Source organism: Streptomyces sp. NPDC006739, assembly GCF_042869815.1.
GTDB lineage: Bacteria > Actinomycetota > Actinomycetes > Streptomycetales > Streptomycetaceae > Streptomyces.
The window spans coordinates 26,810-39,567 of the sequence record NZ_JBIAGM010000026.1; the positions used below are offsets into that span (position 1 = coordinate 26,810).

The following is a 12,758-nucleotide window of genomic DNA, read 5'->3' on the forward strand; positions in this document are numbered from 1 at the left end:
GTTTTGACGGAGGAGCAGGAGCGGCGACCGGAGGCTCCGGCGGAGGCCGACGGGACGACGGGGCTGTTCGTGGCCCTGGGCAAGCAGCTGCGGCTGCTGCGGGAGCGGGCCGGGTTGACGCAGAAGGAATTCGGCCAGCTGGTGTCGTACGGCCCCGATCAGATCTCGGCCATGGAGAGGGGGGTACGGACTCCTCAGCCGGAGTTCTTGGACAAGGCGGACGAGGTCCTGGATGCGGGGGGCTTGTTGAAGGAGGTCATCCCTGAGATCAAGGAGGCGATGGCCAAGGCGCGGACTCGTCATCCTGAGTGGTATCGGGGGTATGCGGCACTTGAGGAGCAGGCGTCTGCTCTGCACGTGTACACCAATCAGTTGGTGCCGGGGTTGCTTCAGACCGACGGTTACGCCGGGGCCGTGTTCGCGCAGTGGCGCCCGCTCCTCAGCGAGGAGGCCGACGAGAGCGTGCTTCTGCGGCCGGTGGGCGGGCGAGAGGTGCATGCGGCGCAGCTCCAGAACCTGCTGCGCATCGGCAGCCTGCGGACTGTGGAACTCCAGGTGATGCCCATGGAACGCGCGGAACAGCCCAGCATGGACGGCCCGTTCAATCTGCTGACGGTGAGGAAAGGCGAGCAGGTAGCGTACGTCGAGATCCACACTTATCCACGGCTCGTCACTGATCCCGAAGAAGTGGGCGTCCTGGGCGAGCGCTACGGGCTCCTCAGGGCGCAGGCGCTGCGGCCCAGCGAGTCGCTGGACCTGATTGAGAGACTGCGGGGACGGCTATGAGCACTGGCGAACTCAGCTGGTTCAAGAGCAGCTACAGCAGTGGCGGAGGCGGCGAATGCCTGGAAGCCGCCTACTCGTGGCACAAGTCGAGCTACAGCGATGGCGAGGGCGGCCAATGCTTCGAAATATCCCCCACCCCCACCCACATCCACATCCGCGACTCCAAATCCCCCACCACCTCCCACCTGAGCCTCACCCCCACCGCCTGGTGCACCTTCCTCTCCCTCGCCAAGGGAACCAGTCGGGATCGGATCGGTAACGCTCACTCGTAGCCTGCCCTTCCACCCTCGCCGACTCCACCCCCCGAGCAGAGGCATGACTGAACACAAGGACGACCGCCGGATCTTCCTGCTGAACCCGGATCACCGCCTCATACGCGAGGCCGCCCACGCGGGCGTGCACGTGCGGGCGGTCCGGGTCGACGCCAGGGACGAGTCCGCGCTGCGCGCGCCGCTCGCCGAGGCCGCCGCGGCCGGGCTGTGCGTCAACCCGGTCCGCGCGGTGCGGGTGCTGTCGGACCCGGAGGCCGTACGCCGCCTGGTCCGGGACAACCGGCTCTCCCCCGGGGAGCCGAGCCCCGCCCCCGGCGCGATGCGGCTCAGCGTGGAGACGCTCACCGTGCACGGCATGCACCAGACCGTCGGCATCACGGCGGCGACGGCCTACGGCCTCATCCACCCCGCACCGCTGACCGACGACACGGCCGCCGAGGTGCGCGCGGTGGTCACCGCGCTGCTCGACCTGGCCGGTTACCAGTTCGGGCCCGCCCACACCCGCGTCTCGCTGACCTCGCGCGGGCCCGTGATCACGGCGTGCCGGGCCGCGCTGGCGGACGACCCGGTGCCGGCCCTGGTCAAGGTGGCGGGAGGGTTCGACCTGGCGGCGGGAGCGATCGAGGTGCTGGAGGGCCGGCTGGTGGACGCCGTGCGGCCGAATCGCTTCGCCGCGGCCGCCGTACTCGACGAACCGTGGCGGCTGGAAAGCGCCGAGATCGGCGCGCTGCCGCATGTCCGGTCCGTGCTGCCGCCGAGGAACGGCTCTCCCGGGCACCTCGTCATCCACGCCGATTCGCCCGAGGCGGCGGCCGAGCGGGTCGCCGTACTGCGTTCGCTTGTCGTGGGTGACGGACGCTGACCGAAATGCGGAACACGCGGGACCCGCTCCGGGACCCGAACGGGAACGGTTCGGTACGGAACAACCCCACTCTTGGTACGTCGCCGGAAAGGACGACGACGCCCGAGATCTAACGGGGAGGCGGATTCGGCATGCTCAAGTTCTCGATTCTCGGGGCGCTGCAGATCCGTACCGTGTCCGGTCCGGCGGAGATCTCCGGCGACCTGCAGCGCACTCTCGTGCAGACGCTGCTGGTCACCGAGGGACAGTCGGTGTCGGGCGAGAGCCTGGTCGAGGAGATGTGGGGGGATGCCGTACCCGACAATCAGGCCAACGCGCTGCAGGCGCACATCAGCCGGCTGCGGCGGAAACTGAAGAGCCTGGAGCCCGACCGCGCCACCTCCCGGGTGACCATCCACCCCTCCGGCTACCGGCTCACCGTCGGCGAGGGCGAGCTGGACGCCGCCGAGTTCATCAGGACCGTGCGGCAGGCCGAGGCGGCCGGCCCGCACGACGCGGGCAGAGTGGCCGGGTTGCTCGGCTCGGCCCTGGCGCTGTGGCGAGGGCCGGTGTTCGGGGGATTCCCAGGTGGGACGCTGTGCCAGCTGGCCGGCGCGCGGTACGACGAGTACCGGATGCGGGCGATGGAGCTGCGCTTCGACGCCGAGCTGCGGCTCGGGCACCACGCGGCACTGCTGGCCGAGCTGGCCGAGGCACACACCAACCACCCGCTGCGGGAGCGGTTCTGCGAGCAGCTGATGATCGCCCTGTACTGTTCGGGGCGGCAGGCCGACGCCCTCGACGTGTTCCGCCGGATGCGCCGGCACCTGGGCGACGAGCTAGGAATTGAGCCATCTCCGGCGCTACGACAGGTGGAAAGCGCCATTCTCTGCCATGATCCGGCGCTCGCGGGCGAAGCGCGATCTACTTTTCTCCTCCAGCTTGCTTGAGGCTTGTTAGTTTTCTGCTCGCACCGAGAGGTACCGCCGCTAACGTGAAGTCGTCTTATCCTGCTGCCCGTTCGGTGGGCAACCTAGGATTGACCCGAACAACTCGGACGGGGCAGCGCGATGGGGCGGGGGGGACGGGTACGTGGAGTCGGCGGCATCCGCTCGGCCGATCGTGAGGTTCAACATCCTCGGGTCTCTGGAAGGCTGGCACGGCGAGCAGCGGTTGCGGCTGGGCAGTCCGACCCAGGAACGGGTGCTGGTGACCCTGCTGCTGGAGCCGGGTCGCATGGTGCCCGTGCCCAGGCTGGTGGCGGCGGCCTGGGAGGAGGACCCGCCGCAGACCGCCGGCCACCAGATCCGCAAGGCCGTGGCCGCGCTGCGCAACCGGATCCCGGACGGCGCCTCGCTGATCGTCACCGACGGCGTGGGCTACCGGGCGGTGCTCGACGAGGACCAGCTCGATCTGCACGAATTCAACCGCCGGGCCCGGCTGGCCCGCGAGGCCGTGGCCGAGGGGCGGGCCACCGACGCGGTCAAGCACCTGCGGACCTGTCTGGACCTGTGGCGGGGGCCGGTGATGGCGGGCGGGGGCGGCGCGGTGATCTCCGCGGCCTCGGCGGCGCTGGAGGAGCGCCACATGGCCGTCGCCGAGCAGTACTTCGAACTCCAGCTGGAACTGGGCCAGTCCGGCGAACTGGTCGGCCCGCTGCGGGAACTGGTGACGGCGCATCCGCTGCGGGAGACCCTGCGCGGGCGGCTGATGCTGGCGCTGTACCGGGCGGGACGGCAGGCGGAGGCACTGGAGGAGTTCGGCCGGGTGCGCGAGCTGCTCGTGGAGGAGCTCGGCATCGACCCGGGCGCCGAGCTGACCCGGCTGTACGAGGCGATCCTGCGGGACAGCCCCGAGGTGGCGCCCCGGCTGCCGCAGTCCCTGGCGGACCGGGCCGCGCTGCTCGTACCGGCGCCGTTCCCGCAACCCTCGCGGGAGGAGCCGGCGCCCTGCACGCTCCCGTACGACCTGCCGGACTTCACCGGCCGGGACGACGAGCTGGCGCGGCTGCTGGAGGCGGGCCGGGCGCCGGCCGCGGGCAGCGCCCGGATCGTGGGCGTGGACGGCATGGGGGGCAGCGGGAAGACCGCGCTCGGCGTGCACGCCGCCCATCTGCTCGCCGCCGACTACCCGGACGGCCAGCTCTTCGTCGACCTGCGCGGCTTCAGCCCCGGCGAGAAGGCACAGGAGCCGGGCGCGGTGCTGCACTCGCTGCTGCGCACGCTGGGCGTTCCGGACGACCGGATCCCCGACGACCTGGAGCGGCGCACCACCCTGTGGCGAACCGTTTCGGCCCAGAGGCGGCTCCTGCTGCTCCTCGACAACGCCGCCGACGCCGCTCAGGTACGGCCCCTGCTGCCCGCCTCCGAGGACTGCCTGGCCATCCTCACCGGCCGGGTACGGATGCTCGACCTGGACGGCGCCGAGTGGCTCTCCCTCGGCCTGCTCTCGGCCGACGACAGCGCCACCCTGCTGGACCGGGTGCTCGGCCCCGACCGCACCGCCGCCGAACCGCAGGCCGCCGCCCGGCTGGCCAGCCTGTGCGGCGGACTGCCGCTCGCCCTGCGCATCACCACCGCCCGGCTGCGCAACCGGCCGCGCTGGACCGTGCAGTACCTGGTGGACCGGCTGGCCGACGAGACCCGGCGGCTGCGCGAGCTGAGCGCCGGGGAACGCAGCGTCGAGGCCACGCTGCGGCTGTCGTACCAGGCGATGGAGGAGGACCAGCGGGCCGCCTTCCGGCTGCTCGGCCTGCACCCCGGCAGCGCGATCGACGTCCACTCGGCGGCGGCGCTGCTCGGCACCGACGTGCACGACGCCGAGGACGTCCTGGAGAGCCTGCTGGACGCGCACCTGCTGGAGCAGCAGGAGGCGGGGCTGTACGGCTTCCACGACCTGGTGCGGACGTACGCCATGAGCGTGCGGGAGGCCGAGGACGACGAGGACGAGGCCATGCGGCAGCTGGTGTCGTACTACGCGGTGGCCACCGACGCGGCCTGTGACGTCCTCTTCCCCGGCCGCAGCCATTACGGCGACCCGGCCGGGGGGCGGAGTACTCCGGAGCTGCCCCGGCTGGAGTGCGGTGACCGGGCGCTGAGATGGTTCGACCGGGAGCACGAGGCGCTGCTGGCGGTGGTCGGGCAGGCGGACGCGCAGGGGCTGCACCAGACCGCAGCGCTGCTCGCCCGCAACGTGCTCTTCTACCTCGACCTGCGCGGCCACTACGAGGAGTTCCGGGTCATCGGGCGGATCGCGGTCGACTCCTGCCGGCGGCTGGGCGATCCCGTGCTGCTGAGCATCAGCCTGTCGAACCTTGCGGTGGGTCACTGGTGGCTCGGCGACTTCCAGGACGGCATCAGCACCGCCCGCGAGGCCCTGGAGCTGGCCTCGGCCGACGACCGCCGCACGGAGGCCCTCTGCCTGGACGTCCTGGGGCTGCTGCACGGGGCGCTGGGCAACTTCGACGAGGCCCGCAGCCATCTGGCCCAGGGCATAGCCCTGCACCGGGAGCTGGGCGCGTCCCGCATGGAGGCGGAGGCGCTGATCAACCTCAGCTCGGTGCAGACGTGGGCGGGACACTACGAGGAGGCCGTACGGCACGCCGCCCGCGCCACCGAGCTGAACCGGCGGCTCGGTGAGCGCAGCAACGAGATCTCCTCGCTGACCTGGCTGGCGCTGGCCCATCTCGGCACCGGCGAGGACGAGCGGGCGCGGGCCTGTCTGGCCCAGGCGCTCGAACTGTGCGACGAGTCCCGCCAGCCCGGCAACGTCGCCTTCGTGCTCGCGCACTGGGCCCGGGTGTGCCAGCGGCTCGGGGAGGTGCGAACGGCCGCCGAACACGCCGAGCGCGCACTCGACCTGGTGTCGGCCGAGGGCACCGCCCTGCGGCAGGCGGCCGTCGTGAACGTGGTGGGACTCGTGCATCTTCGGCGTGGCGTTCCCACCCGCGCCCTGGAGCTCCACCGGCACGCCCACCAGCTGGCGTCCCGCCTGGGCTACCGCATCGAGACCGCGCGGGCCCTGCACGGTATGGCGGAGGCGGCCCAGGCGCTGGGCGAGGCGGAGACGGCCCGCCGCCATCAGCTGGCGGCCGAGGCACTGTACGACGCGATGGGAGTCACGGAGGCGGGCCGCCGGCTCTGAGGCCGGGTGTGGGGCCGGCTCTGCGGCCGGCTGCGGGGCTGCCTGCGTGGACGGCCTGTGCGGCCGGTGATCCTGCAAGGCGGTGCGCTGTGAGGTCTGCCGGGCTGGTCTGCCGGCCGGTACCGGTTGGTGCCGGGCTGGGCCCGGCTGGTCAGCCCTGGACGAAGCCGGGGCCGCGGCCGTCGGCCAGGACGACCGAGGAGGAGACGACGCCGGGGCCGCGGCCGTCGCCGGCCAGGGAGTGGTGCGCGACCGCCGGCGTCGCCGCGACGGCTCCGAGCGCCAGGATGCCGGCGCCGGTGAGCGTGGCCAGAACCGTCTTGGTGCGCAGTGTGATCGCGTGCATGTCCAACCCCCAGGAGAGACGCAGCTTCTCGTCAAGGCCCCGGCGTTTCACCGGGACGACAACGACTCTCTTGGGGGGCGGTACCGCTGCCGTACCCGCTGGTTCCCGACGACCGGGAGGCCGTCGGTAGTCCGCCTTTCAAGTGGGCCTCGACAGGGCCTCGAGGAGGCTTTGACCAGGGGTTACGCCGTTACCGGGAGCGCTGCCGGTTATGGCCCCCGGGGCCCCTGGCGGAGAAAAGGCAGGAGCCCCGTCGCCTCGCGGCGTGGGGCTCCTTGGGTACTGCTCTCAGGATCTGGTTACTGGGCGATCAGGTCGCTCAGACCGGAGTGACGTTCTCCGCCTGCGGACCCTTCGGGCCCTGGGTCACGTCGAAGGAGACCTGCTGGTTCTCCTCCAGCGAACGGAAACCCGAGGCGTTGATCGCGGAGTAGTGGACGAAGACGTCGGGGCCGCCGCCCTCCTGGGCGATGAAGCCAAAGCCCTTTTCGGCGTTGAACCACTTGACGGTTCCGGTAGCCATAAGCCCTCCTTGGGCTCAAAAGGGTTGCCCTGCTCCAGATCCTGCAAGTGCGAAACGGTGCTGCACAACTGCATACGTCTGAAAATGACGAGAGCCCGCGGTTACATGCTCCGCAGGCTCTGTACTGCAAGGGAAACCAAACTGCAACTTGCGGCGAGCCTAGCACGCGGGCAGCCGAAAGCAATAGAGGTCAAGATCACGTCACCCGGATGTTTGAACGCTCCGGTAGGTGGGTTGACGGTGGGCCGGTCCCAGCACCGTACCCCACGGGGTCTAGTCTCGCGATGTGGACAATTCCCGCACCCGGCCGCGCGTCGGCCACATCCAGTTCCTGAACTGCCTGCCCCTCTACTGGGGGCTCGCGAGAACCGGCACCCTCCTCGACTTCGAGCTGACCAAGGACACGCCCGAGAAGCTCAGCGAGCAGCTGGTGCGCGGTGACCTGGACATCGGGCCGATCACCCTCGTGGAGTTCCTGCGCAACGCGGACGACCTGGTCGCCTTCCCGGACATCGCCGTCGGCTGCGACGGCGACGTGATGTCGTGCGTGATCGTCTCGCAGGCCCCCCTCGACCGGCTGGACGGCGCCCGGGTCGCCCTCGGCTCGACCTCGCGCACCTCCGTCCGCCTCGCCCAGCTGCTCCTGGCCGAGCGCTACGGCGTCACGCCCGACTACTACACCTGCCCGCCCGACCTCAGCCTGATGATGCAGGAGGCCGAGGCCGCCGTACTGATCGGTGACGCGGCGCTGCGGGCGAACCTGCTCGACGGGCCGCGCTACGGCCTTCAGGTGCACGACCTAGGCCGGCTGTGGAAGGAGTGGACGGGGCTGCCGTTCGTCTTCGCGGTGTGGGCCGCCCGGCGGGATTACGCCGAACGCGAGCCCGACATCACCCGCCAGGTGCACGAGGCCTTCCTCGCCTCCCGCAACCTCTCCCTGGAGGAGGTCGGCAAGGTCGCCGAGCAGGCGGCACGCTGGGAGGCCTTCGACGAGGAGGTCCTCGCCCGCTACTTCACCACCCTCGACTTCAGCTTCGGCGGGACGCAACTGGCGGCGGTCGCGGAGTTCGCGCGCCGGGTGGGCCCGACGACCGGGTTCCCGGCGGACGTGAAGGTGGATCTGCTGCAGCCCTGAGGGGGCTCCCACTAACCTGCTGGTGAGTCCTGAGGGGGCCTCCACGGGGGATGGGGTGGACACCATGCAGCCGCTCACGGCCGACGAACCTGCCGTCATCGGGCCCTACCGGCTGCTCGGGCGGCTCGGCTCGGGCGGAATGGGCCGGGTCTACCTGGGACGCAGCGCGGGCGGCCGTACCGTCGCGGTGAAGATCGTGCACCCGCACTTCGCGCTGGACGAGGAGTTCCGCGCACGTTTCCGGCGGGAGGTGGAGGCGGCCCGCAAGGTGGGCGGCGCCTGGACCGCGCCGGTCCTGGACGCGGACCCGGACGCGGCCGTGCCCTGGGTCGCCACCGCCTACGTGGCGGGCCCGTCCCTCGCGGCGGCCGTCGAGGCCCACGGACCGCTGCCCACGCCGTCGGTGCGCGCGCTGGTCGCGGGCCTCGCCGAGGCGCTCGCGGCCGTGCACGACCTGGGCCTGGTGCACCGGGACGTCAAGCCGTCCAACGTCCTGCTGACCCTCGACGGCCCGCTGCTGATCGACTTCGGCATCGCCCGCGCCACCGGGGGCACCGCCTCCCTGACCTCCTCCGGGGTCTCCGTCGGCTCGCCCGGCTACATGTCCCCCGAACAGATCCTCGGCAGGGACGCCACCGGGGCGGCGGACGTCTTCTCCCTGGGCGCGGTGCTGGCGTACGCGGCGACCGGGTCCCCGCCCTTCCCCGGCGATTCCTCGGCCGCCCTGCTCTACAAGGTCGTCCACGAGGAGCCGGAACTCGGCACGCTGGGGGGCGACTTGCGCGAGGTGGCCGCGGCCTGCCTGGCCAAGGAGCCGGGGCTGCGGCCGACCCCCGGCGAACTGTCCCGACGGCTTGCCCCCGAGGGCGCGGCACGGCTGGTCACGGACGGCTGGCTCCCGGGCTCCCTGGTGGAACAGGTCAGCCGCAGCGCCGTACAGCTGCTGAACCTGGAGACGACGGAGGGACCACGGTCGGGCCCGGTGACCTTCAGCAGCCCTTCGGTGGGCGGGACGGACGCTCGGGCGGGGGGCTCGGCGGGGGGCTCGGCGGGCTCGGCGGGGGGCTCGGCGGGCTCGGCGGGGGAGTTCGGCTCGGCGCCCGCGATGCCGTCGCAGCGGCCGGGCAAGGTGTCGGTCACCGTCGCCGCCGGCTCCACCCCCGGTGAGGGGGGACGCGGACGCCGGGTCAGCTGCACGCTCGCGCTGGCCGTGACGGGGGCGCTGGCGGTGGTGACGGTAGGCATGGGCTTCCTGCTACGACCGTGGTTCGACGCCGGCGACACCAGCGGCGGCAGCGCGGCCGGGGCCTCCCCGTCCTCAACGCTCTCTTCCCCCACCCAGATCCCCACCCGCTACCTCGGCACCTGGCAGGGCCGGGCCACCGCCCTCGACGGCAACCTCCCCATCGGCACCTTCCGACTCACGGTCCACCAGGCGGCGACGGGCCAGGAACTGGGCCGCCTGCGCCAGACGGACCAACTGGGCGGAACCTGCACGGACGTCCTCACCTTGAAGCAGGTGACACCGACGAACCTGATCGCGACCTCGCTCGGCGCCGCAGCCAACCACCCCGGCTGCGACCGGTCCCCCACCACGGTGGAACTGACCCCGGTGGCCGACAACCTGAAGTACACGTCGGACAGCACGGCGGAGGGGAATCCGGTGGCGGTGCTGTCGAGGGTGGGGTAGCCACCCTGGGTGCTATCCGCAGTGCGCTATAGATGACCCATGTGGATCCTGGCACTGGCAGTTGTGACGCTCGCGCTGTCACTCGGTTCAATTGTGCACAGACTGGTACAAGTCCCGACGCTACGAAAGATTCGCCCGACGGCCATGGAAATCTCGGGGGAGGTCATAGACAACACGTCCACCTCAAGTGGCAACGCCGGTGCGTACTATTCCACTCCGGTGGTCCGCTACTACGTCGACGGTAAACGATACGAGGCCGAGATCGCCAATCCGGTTTTCAGGCGCCCCGCTGCCGTCGGCACCTCAATGACCATTCTGGTATCCCCGCACCACCCCTTCAGCCCCATGGACCCATACGGCGGGATGGGCTCCGGCATGCGTGGCAAATTCCTTGTGGCTGCGCTCGGCGTTGCTCTGCTGGTGCTGGGAATCGTACGGCTGTAAACCTTTTTGCTGTTCTGGAGGAGAGACATCATGCAGTCGACGAGTGAGCGGCGTTCCAAACGAATGGTGCTGGGTTTGGTTGCCATCGGGGCATCGGTGGCCATTACCGCGTGTACTTCGTCCTCTGAGGGACCCACCAGCAAGGATGCGGGGGCGCGACTGTCGAAGGATGCGACGTGGCTCCTGACCACCATGCAAACGTCGTTGAAGGCACCGGAGCGGTACACCGTAACGGATGATGGCTCAACCGACAGTCAATGCGGAAGCGGTAAGCACAAACGGACATTCGCTGCGAATATGAAGGTCCCGGCGTCACCGAATGCCCATACGGCTCTGACGCTTGACGCCGGCGATGTGAGCGGTCTCCTCGCATCGCGCGGATATGAACCGGACACGGGCAAAGGTGAGGTTCGGAAAAGTGACAACAGGTATGTCGAGGTGCTGTTCAACAAGAAGGAGCGCACTCGCATCACTGTCACATTGACGGCGCATGGCGTGCCAACCCTCGACTATGCGCTGACGGGAACGACGGACTGCCTATGAGTACAGCAAGCCCGTGGGGTGGCCAGGTAATTACATGCTGGTCACCCGACTGCTTGAGTTCTATTCGCCGTCCACTTCCTTGACATAGACATCCGCATCTTGATTGCTCAGCTCGCCCGCCGCAAGGACCTGCTTCGTGTGGAAGGAGACCTCGCCTTCACGCTGTTCGTTCGCCCAATCGTTGAAGGCTTCGAGTTGATGATCCTTCGAGAGGTCTTCGAAGGACTTGATCTTGCCGTCCTGGCCCTTGAGGTCGTCGGGCAGTGGCGTGGTCTTCCAGCCGCCGTCCATGAGCGTCGTGGCCATGGTGTACCGCGCCTGAGAGACCATCTCGAAGTTTTTCTCTTTGACTACCTCGGTCCGCTCAGGTCCGGATTCAACATACGCGCCCCCGCCGTACTCCTTGAGAGCGAACATGCCACCACGCCAGGCCATTTTCCAGGCTGCGGGAAGTTCGGGCTCGCCCGCAATTTCCGATCCAAGGATCGCGGCCTGCTTGAGGTGCTCCTTGAAGGCTTTTTCCGACTCGTCCATTTCGCCGCGAATCTTCATTTCGGCGTCGTACTCAAGACGTTGTGTGTTACCGAAGGCCTTGGCCGCAAGGTCGTATGACCGTGCGTCCTTCCCAGCCGTGTTCGCGTCGTGGTCGAATTTTGCCGCTTTGACGAGCACGTCGTGTTGGAGTCTGCCCATTGCCTCGTCGAAGGGGGCAGACATTCCGTCGTCATCGGCGAACGTCTTCATGAACCGGTATGTGTCCTGCGGGCTCAGGTAGAAGGCCGGGTCGATGCCGGGTATTTTGTCGTACTGGGTTGGTGAGTCGAAGGATGATTCGCCGATGTTCTCGTCGACGTTGTGTCCGCCGATGAGCATCTCGGGCGCATACGAGGCCGCGAGTCTGCCCATGTCCTGCTTGAAGAGGCCGTCGAACTTGTGGACATCCTCGTCGTGCCCTGCGGCAAGAATCGAAGCGAACGCGAACTTGCTCTCGTCAGCCGTGTGTGCCCCCGGCGTGACATGCCAGAGACCGTCCTTGTCGGTCGTGCCCTGTACGCCGGCCCCCGCGTCGATCGTCTTGCCGAGGGCCGTCTGGACGTCGGAGTTCGTCCGGCCGTACTCCATGAGCGACTTGATGTTCTCCTGCAAGTCGGACTTGCTGGCCGGCTGTCCCATCTGGGTGAGGGCAAGGCGCGCCGCCCCGCCGTTGTCGCCCAGGTCGTTCAGGTACAGGGCGACGGTGTCGTCCGGCAGGCCCAGTGCCTGGACCTCGAAGGGGGACGCGCCCCGGAAGTCCTGGTCCTTGTCGTGGGCGAAGTCGTCCAGGACGTTGGCCCGGGCGGCCTTCGCCAGGAAGTCGGCGGGGAACTGGCCGTACGCGAGCATGGCGCCGCGGTCCCAGGCGAGGGCGCGGCCGCCCTTGGGAGGCGGGGTCGTGAAGAGGTTCCTGACCTTGTCGAAACCCGGCGGCGGGTAGGCGTCGCTGACGGCCACGCCCAGCGCCTGGCTGAACGCCTTCAGATCCTGGCCGGCCGTGGAACTGCCCGTGGATGCGAGGAAATTGGGGAGATTCTGAGTGAGGTTCGGGCTGAGCGCGGCGTAGAACGCCGAGCAGTAGTCGGGGTCGTCCCGGTGCGCAGCCAGCTGCTGCGCGATCTCGTGGTACTGCTTTCCGCCCTCGCCGTCGAGTTCGGTCACCTTGTTCATCCGGTCCGCGAGGTCCTTGCCGTCCTTGCGGGCCTGCGCGGCGCTGACGACCGGCTCGGGCACCTGGACCATGGCGAGGCCGGGGTGCTCGCGTTCGAGCGCGGCGCCCAGGGCCTGGTGGCGGGTGAGGGAGGCGAGCTGGTCGTCGAGCCAGTTGCAGATGCCCAGGATCTCCGTCAGATCACCGGAGTCGACACCGAACCGGTCGAAGCGCGACTTGAGGTTGGTGACGCTGTTGCGCAGGTCACCCTTGTCCTTGCTGTAGGACGTGATCATGCTTTGCATGGCCGCCGGGTCTATTGCCGAAAACTCGCCCACTCTTTACTTCCCC

General features: G+C 69.4%; 12 protein-coding genes. 9 read left to right on the forward strand and 3 right to left on the reverse strand.

The features are described from left to right. Positions 1 to 3 precede the first annotated feature (3 nt). The 5 genes from ACFYMM_RS35615 to ACFYMM_RS35635 all read left to right on the forward strand — a co-directional run bounded on the left by ACFYMM_RS35615 (position 4) and on the right by ACFYMM_RS35635 (position 6,042). Complete coding sequence (locus ACFYMM_RS35615; protein ID WP_388394592.1) at positions 4 to 786, forward strand: helix-turn-helix transcriptional regulator; 783 nt, start codon at positions 4 to 6, stop codon at positions 784 to 786. Beyond that, entirely contained in the window at positions 783 to 1,058 is a 276-nt protein-coding gene (locus ACFYMM_RS35620) for a DUF397 domain-containing protein (RefSeq protein ID WP_388394595.1), read from the forward strand. Before ACFYMM_RS35615 ends, ACFYMM_RS35620 begins: the two co-directional genes overlap by 4 nt. A gap of 43 nt (positions 1,059 to 1,101) precedes the next feature. Further along, positions 1,102 to 1,920, forward strand: coding sequence for a hypothetical protein (locus tag ACFYMM_RS35625; RefSeq protein ID WP_388394597.1), 819 nt, complete (start codon positions 1,102 to 1,104; stop codon positions 1,918 to 1,920). 131 nt (positions 1,921 to 2,051) lie between these two features. After that, the gene (locus ACFYMM_RS35630) at positions 2,052 to 2,849 is read left to right on the forward strand and encodes a BTAD domain-containing putative transcriptional regulator (protein WP_388394599.1); all 798 of its coding nucleotides are present in this window, start codon (positions 2,052 to 2,054) and stop codon (positions 2,847 to 2,849) included. A 172-nt stretch (positions 2,850 to 3,021) separates the two neighbouring features. Further along, a complete protein-coding gene (locus ACFYMM_RS35635) occupies positions 3,022 to 6,042 on the forward strand; it encodes a BTAD domain-containing putative transcriptional regulator (RefSeq protein WP_388394602.1) in 3,021 nt (1,006 codons plus the stop codon). A 151-nt stretch (positions 6,043 to 6,193) separates the two neighbouring features. On the opposite strand, the gene ACFYMM_RS35640 is transcribed toward ACFYMM_RS35635, so the two are convergent. Further along, complete coding sequence (locus ACFYMM_RS35640; RefSeq protein WP_388394605.1) at positions 6,194 to 6,388, reverse strand: hypothetical protein; 195 nt, start codon at positions 6,386 to 6,388, stop codon at positions 6,194 to 6,196. A gap of 319 nt (positions 6,389 to 6,707) precedes the next feature. After that, positions 6,708 to 6,911 (reverse strand): cold-shock protein, encoded by a 204-nt coding sequence (locus tag ACFYMM_RS35645; RefSeq protein ID WP_003992177.1) that lies wholly within the window; start codon positions 6,909 to 6,911, stop codon positions 6,708 to 6,710. Between the two features lie 286 nt (positions 6,912 to 7,197). Between ACFYMM_RS35645 and ACFYMM_RS35650 the strand changes: the two genes are divergently transcribed. From ACFYMM_RS35650 to ACFYMM_RS35665, 4 genes are all read left to right on the forward strand, one after another. Further along, positions 7,198 to 8,046: a menaquinone biosynthetic enzyme MqnA/MqnD family protein gene (locus ACFYMM_RS35650; protein WP_388394607.1), complete on the forward strand. Its 849-nt coding sequence runs from the start codon at positions 7,198 to 7,200 to the stop codon at positions 8,044 to 8,046. 64 nt (positions 8,047 to 8,110) lie between these two features. Then, entirely contained in the window at positions 8,111 to 9,736 is a 1,626-nt protein-coding gene (locus ACFYMM_RS35655) for a serine/threonine-protein kinase (RefSeq protein ID WP_388394610.1), read from the forward strand. Between the two features lie 39 nt (positions 9,737 to 9,775). Further along, positions 9,776 to 10,180, forward strand: a complete 405-nt coding sequence (locus ACFYMM_RS35660) for a hypothetical protein (protein ID WP_388394612.1) — start codon at positions 9,776 to 9,778, stop codon at positions 10,178 to 10,180. A 30-nt stretch (positions 10,181 to 10,210) separates the two neighbouring features. Next, on the forward strand, positions 10,211 to 10,723 hold the full coding sequence (locus tag ACFYMM_RS35665) for a hypothetical protein (protein WP_388394615.1): 513 nt from the start codon (positions 10,211 to 10,213) through the stop codon (positions 10,721 to 10,723). Positions 10,724 to 10,783: 60 nt separating this feature from the next. Here the strand turns inward: ACFYMM_RS35665 and ACFYMM_RS35670 are convergent, their stop codons facing one another. After that, positions 10,784 to 12,745 (reverse strand): hypothetical protein, encoded by a 1,962-nt coding sequence (locus tag ACFYMM_RS35670; RefSeq protein WP_388394618.1) that lies wholly within the window; start codon positions 12,743 to 12,745, stop codon positions 10,784 to 10,786. Positions 12,746 to 12,758 lie beyond the last annotated feature (13 nt).